Source organism: Shewanella chilikensis (assembly GCF_002836945.1).
Classification (GTDB): domain Bacteria; phylum Pseudomonadota; class Gammaproteobacteria; order Enterobacterales; family Shewanellaceae; genus Shewanella; species Shewanella chilikensis.
Genome location: NZ_NIJM01000033.1, coordinates 10689 through 37679, shown reverse-complemented (window position 1 = coordinate 37679; position 26991 = coordinate 10689). Strand labels below are relative to the sequence as shown.

Sequence of the window (26991 nt, the reverse complement as noted above, 5' to 3'; positions counted from 1 at the left end):
ACAAACCCCTTAAGGTGATTGGCGAAACATCTAGTGTTCTATTCATAATTTCTCTCCCGTTACAGTGAGCTGTAGCGGTCACGCAGACGCTGACGCACCACTTCGGCCACAGTGTTGAACAGGAAGGTAAAGATAAAGAGCACAAAGGCTGCGAGGAACAATACCCGGTAATGGGAGCTGCCGATGGCCGACTCCGGCATTTCCACCGCGATATTGGCCGCCAGGGTCCGCATCCCTTCAAACACGCTCCACTCCATGATGGCGGTGTTCCCCGTGGCCATGAGTACAATCATGGTTTCACCCACGGCGCGGCCAAGGCCCATCATGACTGCCGAGAATATCCCCGGGCTTGCGGTCAGCAGCACTACCCGGGTCAGGGTCTGCCAGGGGGTCGCTCCCAAGGCCAGGCTGCCGTTCGACAGATGACGCGGCACAGAGAAGATGGCGTCTTCAGCAATGGAGAAGATGGTTGGAATGACGGCAAAGCCCATGGCAATCCCCACCACCAGCGCATTACGCTGATCGAAGGTGATCCCCAATTCATTGGTGATGAACTGGCGGGTGTCGCCGTGGAAGAAGGCCACTTCGATTGCCGGGCTGATGGCAAAAGAGAACCAACCGACAAAACAGATAACCGGGATCAGCATCAGTTCCTGATAGGTTTCAGGCAGTATCGCCTTAATGCGACCCGGCAGCTTGGACCAGGCATAGGCACTGGTCACTATGCTTATCGGCAACAACAGCAGCAAGGCCAGAATGCCGGGCAGATGCTCTTCAATCAGCGGCGCCAGCCAGAGACCGGCCAGGAAACCGAGGATCACTGTCGGCAGGGCTTCCATGATTTCAATGGTGGGCTTGACTATGCTGCGCACCTTGGGCGACATGAAATAGGCGGTATAGATGGCGCCGGCAATCGCCAGAGGAACGGCAAACAGCATGGCATAGAACGCCGCCTTGAGCGTACCGAATGCCAGCGGCATCAGGCTGAGCTTGGCTTCAAAATCATCCGAGCCGGAAGTCGACTGCCAGACAAACTGCGGCTCAGGGTAACCTTCATACCATACCTTGTTCCACAGGGCGCTCCAGGAAACTTCCGGGTGGTCGTTGTCAACCGCGTACAGATGCAGCTTGCTGCCATCCTCAATGATCAAGGCATTGGAGCGGGGGCTGAAGCCCATAACACCCGGCGCCTTGAAGTCGAACTTCTTTTCGAACAGCTCGCGCTCACTCGTGGTGTAAAGCAAAGACAGTTCACCCTCTGGGCTCACAGTGGCAAAGCTCTTGCGGTAGAACTCAGAGGCTATGGTGTCCACCTTACCCAAACCGCTAAACTCGCGGATCTCCTGATAGACACGGCCGCGGTCGCTGGCCACCTGAAAATACTGGGCCACCACACCGCTGTCGTAGCCTACCAGCAGTGAACTGGCGCCCGCCAGCAGGCTCAAACTGGTGACCTTGGCCTTGGCTTTCTCAACATCTATCACCTGTTGCAGCGATATTTCATCCGCATACTGAATCTTGTAGACAAAAATCTTGTTGCCGGACTGCAGCAGCAGTTGGCGCTGATCCGGGGTCATGAGTTGATGTTCAGTACGGGAAGGCGCATCCGGCAGTGGCATGGTTTGTGTGTTCCACTCCACTTCCTCGGTCATCATGTTCTCTTCGCCGACCATCTTGGTCAGTTGCCAGCGATTCTGGCTGTCTTGGTAGGCAAAGCTCATGCTCTCCGAGCTATAGCCGAAGGCGAGGTTCTTGAGTGGCGAGCCATCCTCGGCAACCGTCAGTGCCGACTCCCCCAGTGGATACTTAACCTTGGGAGTGATTAGGCGCTGGTTATTGGGATAGCTAACACCAAACTCGACCCCGGCCAACAAGAGTTGACCGTTATCCAGCCCGAGGGCAAACAACTGTTGGCTCGGCGCGCTGACAGCGCTGCTGACCACTTTGCTCGAATCTGGCACTGGCAGTTTCACCTGCTGGTGCTGTTGATTGCCTTTGACCCTGAAGAAATCCACCACGCCCTGGTCACCGACCCGATAGAGCAATTCATTTTGCTCGTCACTGCCCACCATCAGCGTCTTGTCTGAACTGGCCGGCAGGCTCACCTCAGTAACAGGTTTAACACTGGCGCTATCAAACACCGGCTTAATCACGTAAAGCAGATAGAAAAAGATCAACAAAAGAGCGACGAACACCATGGTTCCGCCCACTGTTACCCCTATCTGCGCGGCCTTATCCTTGAAGGCTCTGCGGCCGGAGCCTTTGCTCACCAACAAATCTTTCGACGCAGAAGCAGGTTGAATGACCTGACTTTCCATTAAGAACCTCTATTATTAATAGCTGTTAGGCTTTTTACCGAATTAACCGTACGTTATTGCGTTTCGGCCAACCCGGGTAAGACCATCCCTTATCGAGTGGCTGGGATTATATGACGCAAAAATGACAATAGTGTTACATAGCTTTTTTTAACATTATTCAGGAGTCTGTCTACCATGCTTCGTTACCTTATCACACTGCAAGTCCCTGACAGAAAAGGATTGGTTGAGCAGATTGCCCATGCGGTCAGCCGCCACGGCGGCAATTGGCTCGACTCGGAATTACGTCATATAGACGGGATTTTTGCCGCTATTTTGCTGCTTGAGGTTCCCAGCGAACACTGGGATGACCTGCTCGATGCCCTGGAGTGCATAGATGGTATGGCGCTCACCAGTGCCAGGGCCGGCCAGCAGCAGAAATATATCAAACGCCTGAGTTTCAACCTGGTGGCCTACGACAGGCCCGGGCTGGTACTGGATATCTCCAACAGGATCAATGCCCTTGGGATCAATATCGAGCAATTCAGCAGCAAGTTTGAAACCGCGGGCCATACCGGCATCGCCTTGTTTCGGGCCACCATCAGCCTGGGATTAACCGATCCTATGCAGGAGGAACGCCTGACTGAATCCCTCTACAGCATAGGTGATGATCTGGTATTGGATAAGCTGAATCTGACTTGAGCTCAATACTGCAACTGCCTAACCTCTGACTCTTGATCGCCTGCAAAAGCAGCAACCGATGTGCAATCGATAATTCCTGTTAGGAAAACTGATACACTGGCGAAAATCACAAGAACAGAGCTTTGTCGTTATGCTTGGAACACTGAATAAGATGGCCGTCGCCCTGGACGAGAACCATCTGGCACAATACACCCTCAGAGTGGCTGAACAACGCCTGGCGTTGAACCCTTTGATTGGCAAGAGTTTAACCCTGAGTCACACGGGTAACATCTTCTGCTGCAACTGCGGTAAGAAGACCAAGAAGAGTTACTCACAGGGCCACTGTTATGTCTGTATGCAGAAGCTCGCCAGCTGCGATCTCTGCGTGATGAAACCGGAAACCTGTCATTATGATCAGGGAACCTGCCGCGAACCCGAATGGGGCGACACCCATTGCATGGTGCCCCACTATGTTTACCTGTCCAATACCTCGGGAATAAAGGTCGGTATTACCCGCCACAGCCAGCTGCCCACCCGCTGGCTGGATCAGGGAGCCACCCAGGGGCTGCCGATATTCAAAGTCAGCAGCAGGCAGCTTTCCGGCCTCATCGAAGTCGAACTGGCCAAACTGATTGCCGACAAAACCAACTGGCAGGCGATGCTCAAGGGCAACAACGACGAGATAGATCTCAAGGCCAAGGCCGAAACGCTATTGCCGAGTATCGAAACCCGCCTGCACGAGCTGGCAATGAGCCGCGGTGATTACAAGATAGAAAGATTGACCGAGACAGAGACGCAAATTCACTACCCGGTCAGTGAGTTTCCGAAGAAGATCAAGTCCCATAACTTTGATAAAGAAGCCGTTGTCAGTGGCACTCTGATGGGCATCAAGGGGCAGTACCTGATTTTCGATACCGGCGTAATCAATATCCGCAAGTTCACCTCTTATGAAGTGGAAGTCAGCTACTGATTTTTTAATTTGAGCAAACAAACGGCGCCGCTTGAATGGGCGCCGTATTTCATCCCTCAACACCTTTGGTGCTTGCCAGTACCCCAGAGGCTGCCTATGATGGCCGCCAATAACGCCCTTACACAAAGACAGAGCAGAATATGGCCACAGACTCCATGATGGGATCCCAGACTATCGCCGCCCAAACCCAGGCTTGGGTCAAGGAGGTGATCATGAAGTACAACATCTGCCCCTTCGCCAGGCGGGAAGTCGAGCGCGACTCGATTCGTTACACAGTTTGCGAACAAAGCCGCATGGATACTGCCTTGCAGGCGTTGCTGGACGAGTGCCAATATCTGGATGAGCACCCACAAGCGGAAACCAGCCTGTTCATTCTGCCGAGGGGCTTTGAAGGTTTTCATCTCTATCTGGATCTGTTGGCCTTTGCCGAGCAGCTTTTGTTCGAAGAAGGGTATGAAGGGGTTTACCAGTTGGCCAGCTTTCATCCCGACTATTGTTTCGAAGGAGAGGCCCAGGATGATGCCGCCAACTATACCAACAGAGCGCCCTATCCGACTCTGCACATCATACGTGAAGCCAGTATGGAACAAGCCCTGGCCGAATATGATGATCCTGAGTCAATTCCCGAGCGCAACATCGCCTTTGCCCGCCGCAAGGGCAGCGAATTCTTCGCCAAACTGCTGCAAAACTGCCTGAGCCTAAAATTATAAAAAAGCAAAAAGTGATTGAGAGATAGAAGAATATTGTTGCAATCGAGGCTTGTAGTTAGAAAATAAACCTATGCGACAGGCTAAACACCAACCTGGCATCGGCGTTATCCGAGTCCAGGCTGGTATCTTCACCTGCCAGCTCAATATCTATGCCGTGATATTGAGTCTGATAGGCGATGCGATAATGTTGATAGCCTCTGCTTCCCTGCCACTGCCACTTGTCTGTATCATCCGATGTGGAACGGTCAAAACTCAACCTCAGCCGGTGACCAGGCGCCAATTCAAAACTGTGGGCCAGCATCACTATGCTGTGGCCGGCACAGGTACCAAAGTAATCCCAACTGTACCAGAGATTCAGCTCCGACTGACCGAATGGCGACTGATAACCCCACTTGGCATAAGCTTCCGGATAGTTGTAGTCATCGGAAAAGGATTCGCCGTGATAGCTGTAATAAGCTAGCCCAGCATCCAGGCTCAGATTTTCATTGAACCGGTAGAAATAACCTGCGTAACCGTCAAGTTCCAACCAGGTATCATCAGCGCCACCGAAATCGACATTGGAAGCAAAACTGCCAAGATACCAACCATTTTCACTACTGTAATCCAAGCTGGCCTGTAACGCCGGGCCTTCATCTGTCTGACTGACCCCGTTGAAACTGTAATCCGATACCAGGGTCACGGTCGATGACCATTCGGCTTGGGCTGCAAATGTCAGTGTCAGCAGCGCAGCTAAACCGCTGCACTTGAGACAGTTTGCCATGGTGTTTAAACCCATCTGTGTTCCTCTTTTAGTTTTATAGATTGAAGTTTGCATCAGTCGGCTAGCTTTATTTTATTAAAATCTATGGTGTTTTCTTTGGGAGAGCCTTGGATCCGGCTCAAGGTTTTCAGCTTGGTCAACAGCATGTAACCGGCGCAGGTTAAGATAAGCCCGATGGCCAGAGCCCCTACCCATTGGATCTCCAGAAAATCCAGTTGGAACAGCAAAGTCAGCAGCACCATCACGGCGATATTACCAAGCAGATAGTTGCGTTTACCCAGCCTGGCAACCGTCAGTCCCAGATTATCTGTGTAGAGACGGATCAATGAGTCCAAAGAATTAATCACAAAGGTAATGCCCACCATGACCATGGCCAAGTTATAGAAGCCGGATGTGGAGATAGCCCGGGTGTCATAGAAATAGAGGACACTGAACCAAATAGCGACCGGAATGGAGGGGAAAACCATCATGGCCAACAGCAGTTGCCAGGTCTTGATCCCACCGACAAAACGCGAGGTAAACTGGCCTATCATTATGCTCCAGGCAAACCACCAGAACAGGTAAAAGGCGTGATAGTCATTGAGGGGCAATACAAAATGTTTGATATCGACAAAGTAATCACCCAATAACGAAAAGGTGGTAATAAAGTCGCCGACAGTGCCGTTCTCTCCTAAAAATGCACCGCTCCACATCAGGGCTATCAGCGCCACAAACAGCCAGGTACTGGCCAGGCTCAGCACCTTGACGTATTTAATGCTGGTACTGGAATAAACCGCGATGGCTATAACGGCAAACACTATCAGATAGAAGGCGCCTATGATGGACTCTCCATCGCCCATCTCCGGCAGATACCAGGGCAAGTTGCTGAGCAGCAGATAAGCGGTGAAGGCACAGGTGCCGATAATCACCATGTTGTTGATGAATTTTACCGGCTTGAGTTCAAAGAACTTCACTCTGGGCTCAATGACGCAAAAATAGAAACAGGTGACAAAGTAAAAACCCCAGATGAGAAAGGCCCAAAATCCAAACTCTATTGCCAATGGATTGGAAAAGGCGTATTCGGGGCTGCTGTTGGTATCTGTGTAAGTGCCGAATTCAGTCAGTGGGAACATGATCAAGCCAACATCCAGGCCTGAGGTAAACAAAATAGCGATAAAGGTGTTGATCCGCACCGGGGTGACACCTACGCAGGGGATGTTGCCCCACCGATACAGGATCACCCCTATCATAGCAAAGGTAAATAAGATCCCTGCTGAAAGCCAAAGCTCCATAATTTTTCCCTTTAATTTTGATTTAAATTATATTTTTCCAATTCCAGCCCCTGACTAATGGCGAATTTCGGCCAGCAAAAAGCCCTCGGCTTGGCTGCGCCGATTTCAGCATTGACAGGGGGTAAGGGGCCGACTGCAGACTGGCCCCTTGGATTTTAAGATCAGCTAGGCCGCTCGGGTGCGTGGCAGCGCTGCTGTGCTCGCCACTTGTCAGCCAGAACAACTGTGGCATCAGAGGCCGGTAACGCTTCACGGCCGCGGATAATATCGGCGGCCTTCTCTGCCAACATTATGGTAGGTGCATTGAGGTTGCCATTGGGAATGGTGGGGAATACGGAAGAGTCCACGACTCTCAGTCCTTCAATGCCATGCACCCGGTTTTGCGGGTCTACCACGGCCATGGGATCTGTACCCATCTTGCAGGAACAGGATGGATGATAAGCACTCTCTACCGAGCGACGAACAAAGGCATCTATCTGCTCATCGGTTTCCACTTCGGCACCAGGCTGGATCTCTTCTCCGCGATAACCATCGAACGCCGGCTGATGAATAATTTCCCGGGTCAGGCGCACACAGGCGCGAAAGCCTTCGATATCATCCTGGTGTTGCAAATAGTTGAAACGTATCTGCGGATGCCGGTGCGGATCGCTGCTCTGTACCCTGACCCATCCCCGGCTCTTGGGCTTATTGTGGCCGATATGCACCTGAAAACCATCGCCATCAAAGGCTTCCCGGCCGTCATAACGCATGGCGGCGGGCAGGAAGTGATACTGGAGATCCGGAGCGGCCAGGCCCGCCTTGGAGCGGATAAAACCGCAGGATTCAAAATGGTTGGTGGCACCGAGTCCTGTCTTGGTAAAGAACCAACGGCTGCCGATCAGGAACTTGTTCCACCAATCCAATTTGCGGTTGAGGGAAACTGGCTGGGTGCAACGGAACTGAAAATAGAACTCCAGATGATCCTGAAGATTCTCCCCCACCCCGGGCAAGGCATGCTCCAGCTCAATACCGGCTTCTTTAAGGACTTCGGGCGCACCTATACCGGAAAGCTGCAGCAGATGGGGGGAGCCCACAGGACCTGCTGAAAGGATCACTTCACCGCCCATGCCAACCATGGCCTGCTGCAACTTGCCGCCGCATTCATAGCGCACCCCGGTTGCCACCTTGTCCTGCAGCAATACCTTGTGCACCAAGGCGCCGGTCACCACTTTCAAATTATCCCGTGTCATAGCCGGACGCAGATAGGCATTGGCCGTAGACCAGCGCACACCATTTTTCACCGTCATATGCATGGCGCCAAAGCCTTCCTGCTGGGCACCGTTGTAATCAGCTGTGGCCAGGTACCCGGCTTGCACACCGGCATCAACAAAGGCCTTATACAGGGGGTTAGCCATGCGGTTGCCGTTATTGACCCCCAAGGGCCCACTATCGCCTCGATACTTGTCACCGCCAAAGGCCCAGGTCTCGGCCTTTTTGAAATAGGGCAAGCAATCGGCGTAACTCCAGCCCTCGGCGCCACTGGCCTGCCACTCATCAAAGTCATGGGCGTGACCGCGAACGTAGACCATGCCGTTGATGGATGACGAACCGCCGAGCACCTTGCCCCTGGGACAATGCATGCGCCGGTTGTCCAGACCCGGTTCAGGCTCGGTTTCGAACTGCCAGGCATACTTTTGGGTATTCATGGGAATGGACAACGCCGTCGGCATCTGAATAAAGATGCTGCGATCGCTGCCGCCGGTTTCCAGCAACAAGACCCGTTTGTTTTTATCTTCGCTCAGGCGGTTGGCCAGCACGCACCCTGCGCTACCGGCACCGACAATGATGTAATCGAAATTCTGGTTCATAACGGCTCCTTAAAATGGACTTTCCAGGGGCTGCATGCCGACATAAACCGATTTGGTCTGGGTATAAGCCTTGAGGGTTTCACTGCCGTTCTCCCGGCCGACTCCCGAAAGCTTGTAGCCACCGACGGGCATCTCCGAGGGTGAGGCGCCATAGGCATTGATCCAGCAGATCCCGGCCTGAAGCCTATGAATCACCCTGTGGGCGCGGCGAATATCAGGACTAAATACCGCAGCAGCCAGACCAAGGGCCGTATCGTTGGCGCGGCGGATCACTTCCTCTTCATCGTCGAAAATCAGTACAGACATCACGGGGCCGAAGATCTCTTCCCGGCAAATACGCATCTTGTCATCACAGTCGACAAATACGGTCGGCTCAACAAAGAAACCTTCGGGGGCCGAGTCCGGCGTTAAAGGCTTGCCACCGCAAAGAAGCCTCGCCCCCTCGGCCTGTCCAAGGGCGATATACTCGAGCACCTTGTCTCTGTGCGCGCTGGATATCAGGGCGCCGAAATTGGTGTCCGGCGCCATGGGGTCGCCGGCCTTGATATTAGCCATCCTTTGCTGCAAACGTTCGATAAAGGCCGGGTAAAGACTGCGGGCGACATAGACCCGGGTACCATTGGTACAAACCTCCCCTTGGGTATAAAAGTTGCCCAGCATGGCGGCGCTGACGGCATCTTCCAGCTCGGCGTCTTCAAAGATGATCAGTGGGGACTTGCCCCCCAGTTCCATGGTGACATCCTTGAGACTGGAGGCCGCTGCCGCCATCACCTTCTTGCCTGTGCCCACTTCGCCGGTAAATGACACCTTGGCGATATCCTCGCTGTGAGTCAGCCATTGACCTACTTCGGCCGCGCCCTGCACCACATTAAACACCCCGGCGGGCACACCAGCTTCGATAAAGATTTCCGCCAGCTTCAGAGCGCCGAGCGGGGTCTCCTCAGACGGCTTGAAGATCATCGCGTTACCGGCGGCCAACGCCGGCGCCGACTTCCAACAGGCTATCTGCAAAGGATAATTCCAGGCGCCGATACCGGCGCAAATCCCCAGAGGTTCACGGCGGGTATAGAAGAAATCATCACCAACACTTTGCTGACAGCCTTCCAGGCCCACCACGATACCGGCGAAGTATTCTATGGCATCGGCCCCTGTGACCACGTCCACCACAGACGCCTCTTGCCAGGGTTTCCCCGTATCCAGCACTTCAATTTTGGCCAGATCATCGTTGCGTTGGCGCAGCAGGGCCACAGCCTTCAACAGCACCCGGCTACGCGCCATGGCGCTCATGGCTGACCATGCGGCAAATCCGCGTTTGGCACTGGCAATGGCCGCCTGTTTGATGGCCTCATCGGCCACTTCAACGTGGTATTGCACCTGGCCGGTGCCAGGGTTAATCACCTCAAAGGATTCACCCGAGGCGTTGGCCATATAATGACCGTCAATAAAATTCTGATAAACAGGCTGTGTCATCAATGTACTCCGTGATAAGCCAGACTTTGGTCAATGAAATCGATACACCAGGATTCTGCGGCAGCGAACGACAACTCAGGCTCAGGACTGAGAGCACTGCGCAGCCAAAAACCGTCAATCATGGCAGCCACCTGCTCGGCACTCTTGAGCGCCTGGTCCCTGGGCAATAACTGTTTGAAAGAGAAGGCCAGGTTGCTCTTCAATCTGGCACTGTTGACCTGCTGTAACCTGGCAAGCCCGGGCTCGTGCATGGACTGAGCCCAGAAATTAAGCCAGGTACGGGTAGCCGCCCCCGAACGTTGAAACTCGGTGAAGTTGGCCGCCACTATGGCGTGCAGCCGTGCCTTGGGGGAAAGCTGCCGCTCTGCCGTTTGGGTCAGCAAAGCCAGCTTCAGTTGCTCAAGCAAATGCCGCAATGTCGCTTCAATCAGCTCCTGCTTGCCACCGAAATAATGGCTGATGATCCCCGACGACAACCCAGCCAAGCGGCTGATACTGTTGATGGTGGTATTGTGCAAACCATTGGCGGCCACCGAAGCCATAGTGGCATCTATCAGCTGCTGGCGGCGCACAGGTTTCATTCCAATCTTAGGCATATTTTTGTTAATTGACCGTTCAATTAAAAACAAGCCTAATGATTTGAACTGTAATTATCAACCTGACCAAAACCGAACTTTCAGATCACACAAGTCACAAAAGAGTGATTTACCTCACAGCAACAAACGCTTACGTTGCTTGAAATTTATCTGAAAAAGTTTCTATTCACCGACAAAACTTCGCTATTTCTGAAGTGTTAACCGAAAAATCACCGCAGAACCATCTAAGCGCTCACCGCCCAAAATAGTTACAACAGATATCATTAGAGCCAAAACCTTATGCCTAACTATTTAACCAGATAGCGCAGATAAATACGCCTGTCACTCCGGACCGAACCTGCTTGCTTGGAAGCCGGACTCTGAGATTGAGACTGTGGATAAGGGGAGGACTACCGAGGGAAGCAGAGAATAAGGTGACAATGAGAAAAAGTGATTAGTATGAGGAGTTATGACTAAAAAAAGAGAAATACTGAACCTGGAAACCGACTAACGCTTAACCATGTTGAAACAGGTAACAGATAAATAAAATGAAAAGGCGGATAAACCGCAAGACAAGAGCCCCTGCAAGGAGTTAGAGAGCCCGGCCAAATACCGGGCTCTTGCAACAGATGAAGTCGACTGAGCAGAAAAATAACTGCCGCAGCAAAACCTATGACTGACGACCGAAATCTATCAGGGTGTTGCGATACAGCTCAAGCAGCGCCTCATCGCGTACCCCTACCCCAACACTTTGCGCCGGCATATCGCTCCAGTCATCATGGGGATGGCGCCGCTCATAGGTTTTCTGCATTGTGTGTCCTATAGCCGGCCCGGAACAGACCACCCGTACAGGTCCCTTTCTCAGGGTAAATAGGCTGGGGTCTATCACGTAGGCAATGGCCGAGGGGTCATGCACGTGGCAGCCGGAAATACCCAGACTACGCTGGTAAAAGTCAAGATAGAAACGGCTTATCTGATGAATAAAGCGTCCCGGCTCACCGGCTTCATCGCGTAGCTTATCCAGATACTCGGGCGTAAAGAAACTCTCATGGGTCACATCCAGACCGATAATCACCACGGGCCAGTCGGCGGTAAATACGATATCGGCCGCCTCAGGATCGTCATGGATATTGGCTTCGGCAAACGGGCTGACATTGCCCTGATGACCGTTGACCCCGAAGGCTCCGCCCATAACCACCACTTCCTTTACCAATTTGGTGATCCCGGGTTCATGCTGCAGCGCCAGCGCCAGATTAGTTAGAGGCCCGACAGCCACCAAAGTGATCTCCCCCGGTTGCGCTTTGAGCTGCTCGACAATATATTGCCAAGCCGGACGGGGGTCGGCGCTCAGCTTGACATCGGCGGCGTTGACTTGCAGCTCACCAAAACCGGTTTCACCATGAACTGTGGTGGTAGGGCCGACGGGAGGGCGCAACAGCGGCTTATCCGCCCCCATGGACACGTCTGCCTTCATGCCATATTTCTGTTTCAGATACAGTGCATTACAAGTGCTGTTTTCAATGGTGGCGTTGCCAAATATTGTGGTGATACCGATAAGATCCACAGCTGCATGACCTTCGGCAAACAAAATTGCCATAGCATCATCAATACCGGGATCTGTATCCAGGATAATTTTCTTCGTCACAATCCAGCTTCCTTTGCGATGTTATTGATATTATCTGTGCCACAACCAACCGGTAGCACCGAGCCATTCTAGCGCCAAATCGCGCGCTATGAGCTCCATAATGCCACGCTAAATAGCGAAAACGGTAGCAAAAGAACAATATCTGTTCACTTAAGATAATCACTACCCTATTTGGCTTTCATCCGGATAAGCTTGAAAGTCCTTATAAGCGGTGAAACACGCAAAAAAGACACAAGAAATACGGCGATATTACGGCCAATTATTGCTTTGTTGACAACCGCCTACAGTAAAAATGCTGTTCTTGATAGCTGCGACCGAATAGGACTTTAGTCTGATATCAGCCACAACCACCTTCCATTAACATCAACACATCAAAACAACAACAAGAGGTGTCCCATGAATGCTGTGCTGTTGATGTTAATGGGCCTGGGCGCGATGGCGGCCGGCTATTTTGTCTATTCAAAATTCATCTGCGAAAAAATCTTCAAAGTCGATCCCAACTTCGTGACTCCCGCGCACGAAATGCAGGATGGTATCGACTATGTGCCCACCAATAAATATGTACTCTGGGGCCACCACTTTACCTCAGTGGCCGGAGCTGCACCTATTATCGGCCCGGCTATTGCGGTTATCTGGGGCTGGGTGCCGGCCTTTCTCTGGGTAGTGTTCGGCACCATCTTCTTTGCCGGGGTGCACGATGCAGGCGCCATCTGGGCCAGTAACCGCAACAAGGCCAAATCCATAGGTGCGGTCACGGGGGATGTTATTGGTGAACGGGCCCGCAGCATCTTTATGGTAGTGATATTTTTGGTGCTGCTCATGGTTAACGCCGTGTTTGCCGTTGTCATTGCCAAGCAGTTGATCAACTTCCCCAGCGCCACCCTGCCGGTTTGGGGCGCCATTGTGGTAGCACTCATCATAGGCCAGCTCATCTACCGTCGTCTTATCAACCTCTTGATGGTATCCATTATAGGCGTGGCGGCACTGTACGCGCTGATTTATATCGGCCCATCCATGCCGCTGGCATTGCCGGAAACCCTGGGGCCGCTGTCGGATAACCAAAGCTGGATCATCCTGCTGTTTGTCTATGCCGCCATCGCCTCGCTGCTGCCGGTCTGGATGTTGCTGCAACCGCGGGACTATATCAATGGTATTCAGCTGTTTATCGGCTTAGGCTTGCTCTACGGCGCCGTGCTTCTGGGCGCGCCTGATATAGTGGCGCCGGCCTTTAATACCGATGTGCCCGAAGGCACTCCATCCTTGGTACCGCTGCTGTTCGTCACCATTGCCTGCGGCGCGATTTCCGGCTTCCACGGCCTGGTTTCCAGCGGAACCACCTCGAAACAACTGGATAAAGAGCCGGATGTACGTTTTGTCGGCTACTTTGGCGCCATAGGCGAAGGCTCTCTGGCACTGGCGGCCATCATAGCCGCCACAGCGGGTTTTGCGACCCTGGCCGACTGGCAGGCCATCTATCACGCCTTTGGTCAAGGGGGCGTCAGCGCCTTTATCAAGGGCGGCGCCAATATCCTCGAATCCGGGATAGGCATGGATGAAACCATGGCACAAACCCTGCTGACGGTAATGGTGGTGCTGTTTGCCGGTACCACCATGGACACAGGCTTGCGGCTGCAGCGTTACATCTTCCAGGAATGGGGCAGCATCTATAACCTCAACTGGATGCAAAATGGCGCCGTCGCCACTCTGCTGGCCGTGGGCACCTGCTTGCTGCTGGCCTTCGGCGCCGGCGGTGACGGCTCGGGTGGCATGCTGATCTGGCCGCTGTTTGGCACCACTAACCAGTTACTGGCTGGCCTGACATTGTTGGTGATCACAGTGATGCTGGTGAAACTGGGTCGCCCCATGTGGTATACCCTGGCTCCGCTTATCTTCCTGCTGGTGATGACCACCATGGGCCTGCTTATTCAACTCAAAGGCTTCTACGACAAGCAGGATTGGTTCCTGTTTACTCTGGACTTGGTGGTACTCATCGCCGCCATAGTGATTTCACTGGAGTGCAGTGCCACGCTGAGCCGTTCGCTCAAGGCGCGTAAAACTGCGGCGGAGAACGACTGATGAAACTGGCGAAGATCAAGGCATTGGTCAAAGACCTTAGCCACCTGGCGGAAGAGGCGTATAACGCCCCCTTCCGCTCGGCAGTCGCCCGCGCCCGCAGGGAGCAGGACGATCTTTTTATGCTACTGATCTTCTCCGAAATGATGGGGGTACCCAACCCGGCCAGTTACTACACTCTGGAGCTACAGCCCTTGATGCTGGAAAAGTTCCATGACTGGCACCTGCGTATGGGTATGCCCCACTCGCCGCTGGATCAGTTCAGATGCTGTTGAAACAAGATGTTAATTAAGGACGGGCTATGGCGCAGCTGACAGACAAACGTATTCTGTGGGTGGGTGGCAAAGGCGGTGTCGGCAAGACCACTGTCTCCTCCTCACTGGCTCTATTGGCGGCCGGACGCGGCAAGAAAGTCCTGCTGGTATCCACAGACCCAGCCCACAGCCTGAGCGATGCCTTTGCCAAACAGATAGGCGATCACTACACCCGGCTGGCACCCAATCTGGATGCGCTGGAAATCGACCCGGATGAGGAAGTGCGCCAACATCTCGACCGTGTCAGCCAACAGTTGAAGAGTTTTACCCGCCCGGAGATGTTCGCTGAAATTGAGCGGCAGATGCGCCTCACCCGTCAGTCTCCCGGAGCCCAGGAAGCGGCCTTGCTGGAGCGAATTGCCAAGACCCTGGAAAGCGGCCTCGGTGAATACGATCTGATTATTTTCGATACCGCGCCCACCGGCCATACCCTTAGGCTGCTCAGCCTGCCTGAGGCGATGGCCGCCTGGACCCAAGGTATGCTGAGCGCGAATCAGAAATCAGAAAAGCTCGGCGCCATGCTGTCGCACCTGACACCCAGGCGGGGCCGTGATGTCGATAACCCCTTCGACGATCCGGCCGAGCACGCTACCGCCGGAATGGAGCCGCGCAACAAGGCCATAGCCGAAACCTTGCTGGCGCGACAACGGCTGCTGCAGCGCACCCGTGAGCTGATTAAAGATCCGCAGCAAACAGGGCTGCTGTTTGTCCTGACCGCAGAAAAGCTGCCTATTCTGGAAACCCGCCGCGCTGTGGCCAGTTTGCAGGCAGAGCAGTTACCGCTTGCCGGTTTGGTAATCAATCGGTTGCTGCCACCCGAGGCCGACGGCAGTTTTCTTGCCAAACGCCGCCAGCAGGAAGCCGTGCACCTCGAAGAGATAGACGCAAACTTTAGCAGGCTGCCCCGCTTTCGACTGCCCCTCAAGGAAACCGATATCCAGGGTCTGAGCGGCCTTGAACAGATGGCGACCGAACTGGCCAAGGCCGGGCTATAAAGCTGCCTGTTTGTTTTTCCCGATAAAACTTAGCCTACACCCTGGCTATATTGCCGCCGGAAATAACGATAATTTCCGATGCAACTCAATAATGTCCGTGTTGGTATCAGAGTGCTTACCTTCAATATGACATTATCTGTACGTATCAAGTTCTGCCGCGAACCAACGGTTCCCTATGTTGCCCATGTCTACTCTGTGCCGATCTCATTTTCGGCTCACTCCAAGCTGCGAAAAATTTAAAAAAACGCCCCGGTGATTTACTGCCTTACCGGGGCGTTTGGTTGGAGGGTTGCGGCCGCTTTTACAGTAAAGCAGCGCTGTTATTCGAAGCACTGTTATTCAAAGTGCTGTTACTCAAAGGCGATTCGAAGAACAGCCACTACAACCACTGTCAGTCGAAGAAGCGTCGTCCTTCTGCGGCCATGGTCTTGAGCAATTCACTCGGGGCGAATCTGTCGCCGAAGCGGCTCTGCAAGCGCTCGAGCTTGGCCAGCAACTGATCGGCGCCCATGGTGTCTATATAGTGGAAAGGCCCACCGAGGAAAGGCGGGAAACCTATGCCGAAGATGGCGCCAATATCCCCATCGCGGGCAGAGGCTATAATGCCCTCTTCCAGACACCGCACCGCTTCATTGAGCATCTGCACCACACAGCGCTCTGCCAGGTTGGCATTTTCGGCGCCAACACCCGGCGCTATCCCCAGCACCTGATAAACACTCTTGTCCACTTCCTTCTTCTTGCCAGCTTTGGGACCGTAGAGATAGAAGCCCTTGGCGTTCTTGCGCCCCTTGCGGTCATCGGCGAGCAGCTTATCGAAGGCAGAGGGGGCAGCGAAACGCTCACCCAACTCTTTTTCGAGTATCGGCGAAATCTTGGCGCCCACATCAATACCCACTTCATCGAGCAGAGTGATAGGGCCAACCGGGAAACCAAACTTCACCAGCGCCTTATCCAGGCTCTCGACACTGTTGCCCTCGAGCAGCAGCTGCGCCGCTTCATTCATATAGAGCGCCAGAATACGGTTAACATAGAAACCGGCGCCATCTTTCACCACTATCGGCGTCTTACCCTGTTTGCGGGCAAAGGCCACTGTGGTGGCTATCGTCTGGGGCGAGGTCTTGTCGTGAGCAATCACTTCCACCAGCGGCATCTTCTCTACCGGCGAGAAGTAATGCAGGCCGATGACGTTTTCCGGCCTGGCGGCGGCTTCAGCAATCTGACCTATGGGCAGAGACGAGGTGTTGGACGCAAAAATAGTGTGTTCACCGCATTCGCGCTCGATATCCCGCACCATTTGATGCTTGAGGTTGAGATCCTCAAATACCGCCTCGACCACTATGTCGGCATCCTTGACCCCGACATAGTCTGTGGTGGTCGTCATCAAGGCCATCTGCTTATCGCGCACCGCCTGGGTCATATGCCGACGCTTGACGCCCTTATCCAGCAACTTATAGGCATAGCCCAGCGCATTGCTGAGTCCCTGCTCACTGATATCCTTGACCCGCACCGGAATTTTGGCCTTGGTGGTGGTCACTGAGGCGATACCGCCGCCCATCAGGCCACCGCCGAGCACTACGGCCTTGTGAACCGGACGAGGCTCAGCACCTTCGGCGCCGGTTTCCTTTTTCATTTCTGTGGTGGCAAAGAAGATGGAGCGCAGCGCCGCCGACTCGGGCGTCACCACCAGCTCGCCGAAATGGCGCGCCTCGGTGGCCAAACCTGCCTCTAGCCCCTGGCTCATCCCCACCCGCACACAGTCGATGATCTTGTCCGGCGCCGGATAGTTACCCTGAGTTTTTCTGGCAACCTGTTTACGGGCCTGATCAAAGATGATTTTCTGCCCAAAGCCGTTGCTTTCGAGCAGCTTGTTCATCATAGGTTTATTATTTTTGCCTTTACCGCGCTTGGCTTTGCCGGCCAATGCCAGTTCAACTGCCGCCTCCAGCAGAATCGACTTGGGCACCACATCGTCCACCAGCCCCATCTTCAGCGCTTGCTTGGGGCGAACCTGCTTACCGGTAAGCATCATATCCAGCGCTGTGGTGATCCCCACCAGGCGTGGCAGACGCTGGGTACCACCACCGCCCGGCAGCAGACCGAGCTGAACCTCCGGCACCCCCAACATGGTTTTCTTGTCGTCACTGCACACCCGCAGATGACAAGCCAGTGCCAGCTCGAGGCCGCCACCGAGACAGGCGCCGTGAATGGCTGCAACCACGGGGATCTTCAGCCCTTCCAGTTCGGCAAACACCTTATGCCCTGAGCTCGACAGCTCGCGGGCATCGGCGGCGCTTTGACAGGCATCGAGCATGGAGATATCGGCGCCGGCCACGAAGGAGTCTGGCTTGCCTGAAATGATCACCAAGCCCTTGATACTGCTGTCCGCTTTGATTTCGCTCAGCAAGGCGCTGATCTCAGGGCCGAATTCGGCCTTGAGGGTATTCATGCTTTCGCCGGGTACATCCATGGAAAGAATGGCAATGCCGTCGTCGCGGCGGCTGAGGCTAAAACTCTTGTTGCTGTTTTCCATCTGCAATTACTCCACTTCCACTATCATTGCCACACCCAGACCACCGGCCGCACAGGCGGTTGTCAGCCCCGTACCGCCACCGCGGCGTTTCAGTTCATTACACACTTGGGTGATCAAGCGAGTACCCGTGGCCGCAAACGGATGGCCATAGGCCAGCGAGCCGCCGAGCACGTTGAACTTGCTCATATCGATTTCACCAATGGCGCGGCTCTGACCGAGTTTTTCCTCGGCAAACTTCTTCGAGGCAAACATCTTCATATTGGCCAAAGTCTGGGCGGCAAAGGCTTCGTGCATCTCTATCAGGGTCAGATCTTCGAGCTGCATACCGGCGCGTTTCAGTGCCAGTGGCGTGGCGTAGGATGGCCCCATCAGCATATCCTCCCAAACATCTATGGCGCTGAAGGCATAGCTCTTGATATAGCCAATGGGGGTGTAACCCAGTGCCTTGGCTCGACCTTCACTCATCAGGATCACCGCCGAGGCGCCATCGGTCAGCGGGGTACTGTTGGCGGCGGTGACACTGCCGTGCTTGCGGTCGAATACGGGTCTGAGTTTGGCGTAAGACTCAAGGGACGAGTTGTCGCGGATATTGTTGTCACGCTCGATAAAACTCTTGTAGGGCGGCACATGAGCCACCATGACTTCATCCTTGAGCTTGCCTTCATTCCAGCTCTGGCTCGCCAGGGTATGAGAGCGGTGGGCCAGCGCGTCCTGATCGGCACGGCTGATGCCGTGGCTCTTGGCCATCTGCTCGGCGGTTTGCCCCATGGACAGGCCGGTGGAATATTCGGCCACAGCAGGTGGCACAGGCAAGAGATCTTTAAACCCCAGACGGCGAACTATGTTCCACTTCTGTCCCAGGGTGCGGGCCTTGTTGAGATCGACCAAGGCATGGGCCAACTTGCGGGACACCCCGATAGGCAGCACAGAGGAGGAATCCGAGCCCCCGGCTATGCCTATTTCGATATTGCCCGTCATAATCGACTCGGCAATATTGACAGTGGACTGAAAACTGGTGGCGCAGGCACGGGTAACACTGTAAGCATCTGTGTGCAAATTCATGCCGGTACCCAGAACAATTTCACGGGCAATATTGGGCGCTGCCGGCATCTGTACGACCTGACCGTAGACAAGCTGCTCAATCAGCTTGGGGTCCAATTCACTGCGACTGAGCAGCTCATTGACCACCATCTTGCCCATATCCAGCGCCGACACGCCGTGAAACGCCGTCGCCTGTTTGGCGAACGGGGTACGCAGACCGGCCACTATGGCAATCCGCTCGCCCCTGGCATTGGTTACCTGTTGTCTGTCACTCATTTGTCACCCTCTTATTAAGCAGCGCACGCCGAAAACTAGCCCTGACACTGCGCTTTATTGTTTTTCCATAAGAGACCCGTACTGCCCTAAACAGGTCTGACCATTAAAAGTGTGATCTGATTCTAACTTCTTGTTGGCCGGTTTTAAACACTTGTTTGTTTTTTTAACACTATCCAAGGGCGCAGGGAATTCTTTACCATAACCGCTGTCTATAGTTGGGCCTTAAAATAAAACGAGTAGCATCATGCCTTTGAGTCGATTTCATGCACTGCGGACCTATCTGGATCAAGTGATCATAGGTCAGCCAATTTTGACCGAAAACCTGCTTATCGCTCTGATAGCCGATGGCCACCTGCTAGTGGAAGGACCACCAGGGCTGGCCAAGACCCGGGCCGTTAAAGCGCTGTGTGATGGCATTGAGGGCGACTTTCATCGCATTCAGTTTACCCCGGACCTGCTGCCGGCCGATTTGACCGGCACCGACATCTATCGCGCCCAAACCGCGACCTTTGAATTTGAGGCCGGGCCGATATTTCACAACCTTATTCTGGCAGATGAAATCAACCGCGCCCCGGCCAAGGTGCAGTCGGCCCTTTTGGAAGCCATGGCCGAAGGTCAGGTGACGGTGGGCAAGCACTCCTACAAGTTACCGCCGCTGTTTTTAGTGATGGCGACCCAAAACCCGCTGGAAAACGAGGGCACCTACCCGTTGCCGGAAGCCCAGCTTGACCGCTTCCTGATGCACCTGAACCTGGATTACCCGGAGGCAGACACTGAGCTTGAGATCCTGCGTTTGTCCCGCAGCGAAGCCAAGACCCACGGCATGGAGAAAGTCACTCCCATAGGCCAGCAGGAAGTGTTCCTCGCCCGGGAGCAGGCGCTGGAGCTATATCTGGCCGAGCCGCTTGAGCGTTATATTGTCGACTTGGTGATGGCGACCCGTCAGCCTCAGCGCTACAGCGACCAGCTTGCCAAGTGGCTGGAATACGGTGTCAGCCCGCGGGCAACCCAATCCATCGAGCGCTGCGCCCGCGCCCGTGCCTGGTTGTATCAGCGTGACTTTGTCTCCCCTGAAGATATTCAAGCCGTGGTGCCCAATGTACTGCGCCACCGTTTACTGCTGAGTTATCAGGCGCAGGCCGAAGGGGTCAGCCGCGATCAGGTGATTGACCATGTGCTCAATCAGGTGGCCGTTCCCTGATGAAAGCCGCAGCAACAGACTCTTCACTGCCACTGTTTGCCGACGGCCTCCACTTGTGTGAGGCCGAGCTGCTTGCCTGCCAGAATATCGCCCGCGCTCTGGGTGACCGGCAGGGAAAAGCCCGCGCGGCCATGGCCGGTCACAGAGCCAGCCTGGTCAAGGGCCGCGGCATGGAATTTGCCGAAGTGCGCCATTATCAACAGGGCGATGATGTTCGCACCATAGATTGGCGGGTCACCGCCCGCACCGGCAAGGCGCATACCAAGCTGTTTGTCGAGGAGCGCGAGCGCCCTATTCTGCTGTTGGTGGATATGAAGCACAGCCTCTATTTCGGCTCCCAGTTGCTATTACAGTCGGTACAGGCGGCGCATCTGGCGGCGACCTTGGGCTGGAATGCCATCATGCAGGGCGACCGTCTCGGCGCGCTGGTGGTGGGCGATAGCGCCCACAGAGAGCTGAAGCCAAGAGCACGCAATCAGGGGATCCTGGCACTGATATCGGCGCTGGTGGCGGTACACAAGTCGCAGCTCGAAGCGCTGGACAGCCCCCATGAAGATGGTCAGGCGTTAATGCTCCAGGCCTGTCAGCGCCTGGCAAGACTGGCCAAACCCGGCTCCCTTATCTGGATAATCACAGACGGCAACGGTTTTGGCAGCGAATGTCAGCAGGCGCTGTCGGAACTCAAACGCCACTGCGAGCTGGCGGCCTTTGTGGTAACAGATCCCATGCGTGAGGGCACACTCGAGCTGCCGCGGCAGTTTGCCCTGCCGGTACGGGAGTCAGGCCGCAGCCTGATCCTGGATCGCAGCGGTTATGATGCCTGGCTCGGTCGTCAGCGCGCCAACCTGGCGCAGTTTGATACCCTGATGCAACAACTCAAGGTCCCGGTTCGCACTCTGGATGCCGGCCGGCGCCTCAATCAACAATTGACACTGTTAAGATGAATCCCAATCAAGCCAATCCGGCGCTGAGTGCGCTCAAGGATATTCAACTGCCGGCCGAGGTGCCCTTTTGGCCTCCGGCTCCCGGTATTTGGCTGCTGATGCTGCTGGCCTTGTTACTGCTTGGCGCCGCGGCATTCTTTGGCTATCGGCGCCTGCAGGCAGCCAAGGCTCACAAGGCGGTGGCTCAAGCCGCCATGACTGAACTGACACAGCTGCAGGACCAGGACCCGCAGCTGCTATCCAAGATGAGTGCATTATTGAAACGCACCGCCATCAGCTATGGTGAGCGTGCCCAGGTGGCCGGACTCAGCGGTAAACCCTGGGCCGAGTATCTGGATAACGCACTGCCAGCCGAGCAGCGCGGGCGCTTCGCCTCTTTGCTCGAAAATCAATACAGTGGCCAACCAAGCGCTGCCCCTGCCGAGTTGCGGGCGCTTTGTGTTTGCTGGCTCAAGTGCGCCCCCAAACACTTTGCCAAGGGAGGTAAGCCAAGATGCTGACCCTCCATTGGCCCTGGTTACTGCTGCTTATTCCATTGCCGCTGCTGCTTGCCTATCGCCCCGCCGTCAACAGCGCCGGGCAACTGCAACTGCCCGGCGTCGATGCCCATGCCCGCGAGCAGCAACAAAGCAAACGCAGAGCGCCCTTGAGTCTCTGGCTGCTGTGGTGCCTGTTGCTTTTGGCCATCGCCCGGCCACAGTGGCTTGGCGATCCCATAGAGCTGCCTACCGAAGGGCGGGATCTGATGCTGGCGGTGGATCTCTCCGGCAGTATGCAGATTGAAGACATGGTGCTCGATGGCAAAGCGGTAGACAGATTCACCCTGATCCAGAAAGTGGTCAGCGACTTTATCGAGCGCCGCGCCGGCGATCGTATCGGCCTGATATTGTTTGCCGATGCCGCCTACCTGCAGGCGCCACTGACTCAGGACAGACGCTCTGTGGCTCAGTATCTCAAGGAAGCCCAAATCGGCCTGGTGGGCAAACAGACCGCCATCGGCGATGCCATTGCCCTGGCGGTAAAACGCTTCGATAAAGTGAAAGACAGCAACCGGGTGTTGGTGCTCTTGACCGATGGCTCCAACAATGCCGGTAGCATAGTGCCGGATCAGGCCGCCGCCATTGCCGCCAAGCGCGGCATCACCATCTACACCATAGGTGTGGGCGCCGATGTGATGGAGCGTCGCACCCTGTTTGGCCGTGAGCGGGTCAACCCCTCGATGGATCTGGATGAAGCCCAGCTGCAACGGATAAGCGATGCCACCAAGGGGCGCTATTTCCGTGCCCGGAATACCGAAGAACTGGAACAGATCTATCAGGAAATCGACAAGCTGGAGCCCGTCAGCCGTGACGCCCTCAGTTACCGGCCGCAATCCGAGCTGTTTTACTGGCCGCTGGGACTGGCGCTGGCGCTGAGCGTACTGCTGCAGCTGCAAAGCCTGTTGCTCAGCGTCTGGCCAGGGCGTTGGGGGAGGAAATCATGAGTTTGCACTTTATCCGTCCCGAATGGCTGTGGGCCTTAGTGCCACTGGCATTGCTGTTAGTGCTGCAAAGTCGCCGTCAAGCGGGCCAATCTGACTGGGATCGTTATATTGCGCCGCATCTGGCGCCACTGCTGTTGACCCAAGGCAGCAAAAGCCGCCGAAACCGCCTGCCCTGGCTTGGTCTGGGCTGGTTGGTGGCAGTATTGGCCTTAAGCGGCCCGGCGCTTTACAAGAAACCCCTGCCGGTATTTGCCAGCAGCACAGGACGGGTGCTGGTGATGGATATGTCTTTGTCCATGTATGCCACAGACGCCGCCCCCAACCGTTTGACCCAGGCCAGATTCCGCACCACGGATCTGCTGGAGCAACTCAATGAAGGGGAAACCGCCCTGCTGGCCTACGCGGGTGACGCCTTTGTCATCAGCCCCTTGACCCGGGATCGCAACACCCTGCTCAATCTGTTGCCAACCCTGAGCCCGGCCATCATGCCAGTGCGCGGCTCCAATTTGGTCGCGGCACTGGAGAAAGCCAAGGAACTGCTCAGCCAGGGCGGCCACCTGCAGGGCGATATCATCTTGATGACAGATGGCGTCGGCAGCCGTCAGCTCAATGCCGCCAAACAGGCGATTGAAGGCAGTCACTACCGCTTGGGCATTCTGGCGATAGGTTCATCCCAGGGTGCACCGATAAGGCTGCCGGATGGGCAACTGCTCAAGGACAGCCGAAATGAAGTGGTAGTACCGGCCACCGATTTTGGTCTGCTCAGCGAGCTGGCGAGTGCCGGGAACGGCATTTTGGTGCCCTACAGCAACGACGGCAAGGATCTGCAAACGCTGCAGCAGTGGCTCGCCACCAGCTCGGATGCCACAGAAACAGATCTTGCCGGCGATACCTGGGTCGACCTTGGCCCCTATCTGGCGCTCTTGCTGTTGTTGCCGCTGCTCTTGAGCTTTCGCAGCGGCCTACCGGTGCTATTGCTGCCCTTGAGTCTTGGCCTGCTTGTCAGCCCACCAAGCCAGGCAAGCGGCTTCGATGACCTTTGGCAAACCCGGGATCAGCAGGGAATGCAGGCATTCAAGCAAGAGGATTTTGCCACTGCCGCCGACAAGTTTGTTGACCCCGCCTGGCAAGGCAGCGCCCGCTACCGCGGCGGCGATTATCAAGGCGCGCTGCAAGCCTTCGAGCAAGATGACAGTGCCACAGGCTTATACAACCAAGGCAATGCCCTGATGCAGCTTGGCCAATATGAAGAAGCCATCAAGCGTTACAGTGACGCCCTGACAATAGTGCCCGATATGCAGGATGCCATTGACAATAAGGCGTTGGCGGAATCCTTGCTAAAGCAGCGAAAACAGCAACAAGATCAACAGAGCCAGGATAAGCAAGAGGATCAAAGCCAGCAGGATCAACAACAGAATTCTCAGTCCGGCAAGGATCAGAGTCAGGGCAGTCAGGACAGCGCCCAGGGTGACAACAGCCAGGGCCAAAACCAGGACAAAGAGCAAGGCCAAGACAGCCAAGCCGACCAAGGCTCAAGCAAGGACTCGCACCAGGGCTCAGATAAAGACGCTAACAAAGAAAATAGCAAGCCTTCCACTGCCGACTCGCAGCAAAATGATGCTGACAATGCCACTGAGAAGGACGCCGAGAAGGACGCCAAAGGCGATCAGAACCCGCAAAATGCCGAGGATAACACTGGCGCAAGCTCTGAGCCTGAGATGCAGGCTGCTTTGCCGCAAGAGCAAGAGCCGCAAAATGAGTCAAGCACAGCTGCAGGTCAAAACGGTGCTGGTCAGCAGGATGGCTCAGAGTCTGATGCCGACAAGGCCAACTCGGCGAGCCTTGCCGAGCAACAACAGGGGCCAAACGATGAACAGATTAAGGCACAAGTTGCCGCCTCGTCACTCGAGGACACCGAGCCCCTGCCCCCCGAAATGGAGCGGGCGCTGAAGGCATTGGTGGATGACCCGGCCACTTTGCTGCGCAACAAGATGCAACTCGAGTATCAAAAACGCCGCCAGCGCGGCGAGACACCCAAGGACAATGAACAGTGGTAACTAGACTTATTCCTCTATTGCTTCTGTGCCTGCTGCCGCTCAAGGCACTGGCACTGACTCAGCTTCAGGCCTCGGTCGATCGCAATCCCGTGACCGAGAGCGAGTACTTTATGCTGTCCGTGGTGGCAGATGATGAACTCGAAGCCCAGGCACTGGACACCTCGGCACTGTTGAAAGACTTTATCGTCGGCCGCACCAGCGTCAGTCGCAGTACCCAGATCATCAATTTTGATGCCCGCAAGGAAACCCGCTGGCAAGTGATGCTGGCCCCCAAAACCACCGGCCAGGTTACAATTCCGGCCCTGAGTATCGATGGCGTCAGCAGCGATGCCATCGAATTGAAGGTGATGCCGGCCGGTAGTCGCCCCGAGGCGCAAAAAAACCTGTTCCTGCGTACCAGTATATCGGCCAAGGAAGCCTATGTCGGCCAACTGCTCACCTACAAGGTAAAACTCTTTTTGGCCGTTGAGCTGCAGCGAGGGGTGTTGTCGGCGCCTTCCATCAGCGGCGCCCAGATAAAACAGCTCGGCGAGGATAAAGAAAGCAGTGAAATCGTCAACGGCCGCCGTTTTCGGGTGATAGAGCGCAGCTACGGCATCATAGCCGATGAGCCGGGCGAGCTGGCGATTTCCGGTGCCAACTTCTCTGGCGATGTGCTGGTCGATACCCCAAGGCGGGGCATGTTCGCCTTTCAGGAAAGTCGCCCCATGCAGGCCCAAAGCGACAGCATGCTGGTCAGCATCAAGCCCATTCCGGCCGAATATCACGGCGACTGGCTGGTATCGGATCTGGTGATGCTCAAAGAGGAATGGGACGACAAGCAGACTTTTGAAGTGGGTCGCCCTATTACCCGCAACCTGACACTGCTGGCATCCAATGCCGATGAAACCAGCCTACCAGAGCTGAAACTGAGCTTGCCGGACAATCTCAAGAGCTATCCGGAAAAGGCGCAGCGCAAGACCTTCGTTCGCGACAACCAACTGGTATCTCAGCTGACCCAGACCATTGCCATAGTTCCCTCCAAACCGGGAAGCTATACCCTGCCGGAGATCAAGGTGCCTTGGTGGAATCCGCATTTGAAACAGCAGGAGTTCGCCCTGCTGCCGGCGCGTACTATTCAAGTGGCTCCCGCTGCCGATATGCCGCAACCCGTCATCAACCCGCCGCAGGAAGAATCAAACCTCAGCGCTGGCTTCTGGCCTTGGTTGACCGCCCTGTTTGCATCACTGTGGCTGGCCACCTGTGTGCTGTGGCTAAAGGCGCGCAAACAACAAGCTATAGCGGCACCTTCAACAGTGTTGCAAGCTAAAGCAAGCGAAACACAGCCGGGATTGGCTCAGGCTTGTCAGCAAGAGGACTTGAGCCAGGTGTTCAAGGCGCTGAAGCAGGAGCTCAGTGATATCACGGGCCATAGTGTCACACTCGATGAACTGCCTAAACTGGCCCCTGAGTTGGCCGCCGTAATCGCCAAGATTCAAGCCAGCCGCTATGGCAAACAAGGTGGCGATCCCGCTCAGTATTTCCCGGCGCTGCTGCAAGCCTTTGAGCGCTTCAAGAGCCAATACTCCAACGCCGCCGGTACGGCCTCAGTGCTGGCGCCGCTAAACCCTTAATCGACTGCTTCAGCCATAGCGTCTATTCGCTATGGCTGAGTGCCCGTCTGGGTATAGCCTGCAGTTACCATTTCCCCTCTCAAGGCCGTTAACAGCAGACTTTTTCAACCAACTGTTTCCCTCCCTTTTCAACAGTGTGTTTACCCTTATCCCGATATTTCGGCCACCACTTTTACCGCTTATAGTACTTAAATCCAGGCTAAATCGGGCTTGTAACCAAATTTACGCTCATGATATTTGC

Annotated in this window: 21 protein-coding genes; 12 read left to right on the top strand and 9 right to left on the bottom strand. The window is 55.0% G+C overall.

What is annotated here, in order from left to right; all coding sequences use genetic code 11:
- Nucleotides 1–59 precede the first annotated feature (59 nt).
- A complete protein-coding gene (locus CX651_RS13215; RefSeq protein WP_101056425.1) occupies nucleotides 60–2318 on the bottom strand; it encodes an ABC transporter permease subunit in 2259 nt (752 codons plus the stop codon).
- 174 nt (nucleotides 2319–2492) lie between these two features.
- Here CX651_RS13215 and CX651_RS13210 point away from each other — a divergent pair, with 174 nt between their 5' ends.
- The 3 genes from CX651_RS13210 (at nucleotide 2493) to CX651_RS13200 (ending at nucleotide 4655) form a co-directional block, all read left to right on the top strand.
- Nucleotides 2493–2996, top strand: a complete 504-nt coding sequence (locus CX651_RS13210; RefSeq protein ID WP_025009810.1) for a glycine cleavage system protein R — start codon at nucleotides 2493–2495, stop codon at nucleotides 2994–2996.
- Nucleotides 2997–3126: 130 nt separating this feature from the next.
- On the top strand, nucleotides 3127–3945 hold the full coding sequence (locus tag CX651_RS13205; protein ID WP_039033924.1) for a DUF2797 domain-containing protein: 819 nt from the start codon (nucleotides 3127–3129) through the stop codon (nucleotides 3943–3945).
- Nucleotides 3946–4085: 140 nt separating this feature from the next.
- Nucleotides 4086–4655: a DUF1415 domain-containing protein gene (locus CX651_RS13200; RefSeq protein ID WP_229839758.1), complete on the top strand. Its 570-nt coding sequence runs from the start codon at nucleotides 4086–4088 to the stop codon at nucleotides 4653–4655.
- 55 nt (nucleotides 4656–4710) lie between these two features.
- Here CX651_RS13200 and CX651_RS13195 read toward each other — a convergent pair whose 3' ends face one another.
- The 6 genes from CX651_RS13195 to CX651_RS13170 all read right to left on the bottom strand — a co-directional run bounded on the left by CX651_RS13195 (nucleotide 4711) and on the right by CX651_RS13170 (nucleotide 12223).
- Complete coding sequence (locus CX651_RS13195; RefSeq protein WP_101056432.1) at nucleotides 4711–5415, bottom strand: TorF family putative porin; 705 nt, start codon at nucleotides 5413–5415, stop codon at nucleotides 4711–4713.
- Nucleotides 5416–5468: 53 nt separating this feature from the next.
- The gene (locus tag CX651_RS13190) at nucleotides 5469–6686 is read right to left on the bottom strand and encodes a choline transporter (protein WP_101056424.1); all 1218 of its coding nucleotides are present in this window, start codon (nucleotides 6684–6686) and stop codon (nucleotides 5469–5471) included.
- Between the two features lie 161 nt (nucleotides 6687–6847).
- Nucleotides 6848–8533 (bottom strand): choline dehydrogenase, encoded by a 1686-nt coding sequence (gene betA, locus CX651_RS13185; protein WP_101056423.1) that lies wholly within the window; start codon nucleotides 8531–8533, stop codon nucleotides 6848–6850.
- Between the two features lie 9 nt (nucleotides 8534–8542).
- On the bottom strand, nucleotides 8543–10003 hold the full coding sequence (betB, locus tag CX651_RS13180) for a betaine-aldehyde dehydrogenase (RefSeq protein WP_101056422.1): 1461 nt from the start codon (nucleotides 10001–10003) through the stop codon (nucleotides 8543–8545).
- On the bottom strand, nucleotides 10003–10599 hold the full coding sequence (gene betI / locus CX651_RS13175) for a transcriptional regulator BetI (protein ID WP_101056421.1): 597 nt from the start codon (nucleotides 10597–10599) through the stop codon (nucleotides 10003–10005). Before betI ends, betB begins: the two co-directional genes overlap by 1 nt.
- A gap of 649 nt (nucleotides 10600–11248) precedes the next feature.
- The gene (locus tag CX651_RS13170) at nucleotides 11249–12223 is read right to left on the bottom strand and encodes a nucleoside hydrolase (RefSeq protein ID WP_101056420.1); all 975 of its coding nucleotides are present in this window, start codon (nucleotides 12221–12223) and stop codon (nucleotides 11249–11251) included.
- Nucleotides 12224–12619: 396 nt separating this feature from the next.
- Between CX651_RS13170 and CX651_RS13165 the strand changes: the two genes are divergently transcribed.
- Genes CX651_RS13165 through CX651_RS13155 form a run of 3 tightly spaced genes read left to right on the top strand, consistent with a single transcriptional unit; the run spans nucleotide 12620 to nucleotide 15605 of the window.
- The gene (locus CX651_RS13165) at nucleotides 12620–14299 is read left to right on the top strand and encodes a carbon starvation CstA family protein (protein WP_101056419.1); all 1680 of its coding nucleotides are present in this window, start codon (nucleotides 12620–12622) and stop codon (nucleotides 14297–14299) included.
- A complete protein-coding gene (locus CX651_RS13160; protein WP_025009799.1) occupies nucleotides 14299–14571 on the top strand; it encodes a cory-CC-star protein in 273 nt (90 codons plus the stop codon). The genes CX651_RS13165 and CX651_RS13160 overlap by 1 nt, the downstream gene beginning before the upstream one ends.
- Before the next feature lie 26 nt (nucleotides 14572–14597).
- Nucleotides 14598–15605 carry an ArsA family ATPase gene (locus CX651_RS13155; RefSeq protein WP_101056418.1) on the top strand — a complete coding sequence of 336 codons (1008 nt, stop codon included), beginning with the start codon at nucleotides 14598–14600 and terminating at the stop codon, nucleotides 15603–15605.
- Between the two features lie 391 nt (nucleotides 15606–15996).
- On the opposite strand, the gene fadJ is transcribed toward CX651_RS13155, so the two are convergent.
- Both fadJ and fadI read right to left on the bottom strand, forming a co-directional pair.
- Nucleotides 15997–18135 (bottom strand): fatty acid oxidation complex subunit alpha FadJ, encoded by a 2139-nt coding sequence (gene fadJ / locus CX651_RS13150; RefSeq protein ID WP_101056417.1) that lies wholly within the window; start codon nucleotides 18133–18135, stop codon nucleotides 15997–15999.
- A 6-nt stretch (nucleotides 18136–18141) separates the two neighbouring features.
- Nucleotides 18142–19452 carry an acetyl-CoA C-acyltransferase FadI gene (fadI, locus tag CX651_RS13145; RefSeq protein WP_045282694.1) on the bottom strand — a complete coding sequence of 437 codons (1311 nt, stop codon included), beginning with the start codon at nucleotides 19450–19452 and terminating at the stop codon, nucleotides 18142–18144.
- 244 nt (nucleotides 19453–19696) lie between these two features.
- Between fadI and CX651_RS13140 the strand changes: the two genes are divergently transcribed.
- Genes CX651_RS13140 through CX651_RS13115 form a run of 6 tightly spaced genes read left to right on the top strand, consistent with a single transcriptional unit; the run spans nucleotide 19697 to nucleotide 26750 of the window.
- The gene (locus CX651_RS13140) at nucleotides 19697–20653 is read left to right on the top strand and encodes an AAA family ATPase (RefSeq protein WP_100145617.1); all 957 of its coding nucleotides are present in this window, start codon (nucleotides 19697–19699) and stop codon (nucleotides 20651–20653) included.
- Complete coding sequence (locus tag CX651_RS13135) at nucleotides 20653–21597, top strand: DUF58 domain-containing protein (protein WP_101056416.1); 945 nt, start codon at nucleotides 20653–20655, stop codon at nucleotides 21595–21597. The genes CX651_RS13140 and CX651_RS13135 overlap by 1 nt, the downstream gene beginning before the upstream one ends.
- On the top strand, nucleotides 21594–22097 hold the full coding sequence (locus CX651_RS13130; RefSeq protein WP_101056415.1) for a DUF4381 domain-containing protein: 504 nt from the start codon (nucleotides 21594–21596) through the stop codon (nucleotides 22095–22097). Before CX651_RS13135 ends, CX651_RS13130 begins: the two co-directional genes overlap by 4 nt.
- Nucleotides 22091–23080: a vWA domain-containing protein gene (locus CX651_RS13125; RefSeq protein WP_101056414.1), complete on the top strand. Its 990-nt coding sequence runs from the start codon at nucleotides 22091–22093 to the stop codon at nucleotides 23078–23080. The genes CX651_RS13130 and CX651_RS13125 overlap by 7 nt, the downstream gene beginning before the upstream one ends.
- Nucleotides 23077–25137, top strand: a complete 2061-nt coding sequence (locus tag CX651_RS13120; RefSeq protein ID WP_101056413.1) for a vWA domain-containing protein — start codon at nucleotides 23077–23079, stop codon at nucleotides 25135–25137. The genes CX651_RS13125 and CX651_RS13120 overlap by 4 nt, the downstream gene beginning before the upstream one ends.
- On the top strand, nucleotides 25131–26750 hold the full coding sequence (locus CX651_RS13115) for a BatD family protein (RefSeq protein WP_101056412.1): 1620 nt from the start codon (nucleotides 25131–25133) through the stop codon (nucleotides 26748–26750). The genes CX651_RS13120 and CX651_RS13115 overlap by 7 nt, the downstream gene beginning before the upstream one ends.
- The last annotated feature ends 241 nt before the right edge of the window (nucleotides 26751–26991 follow it).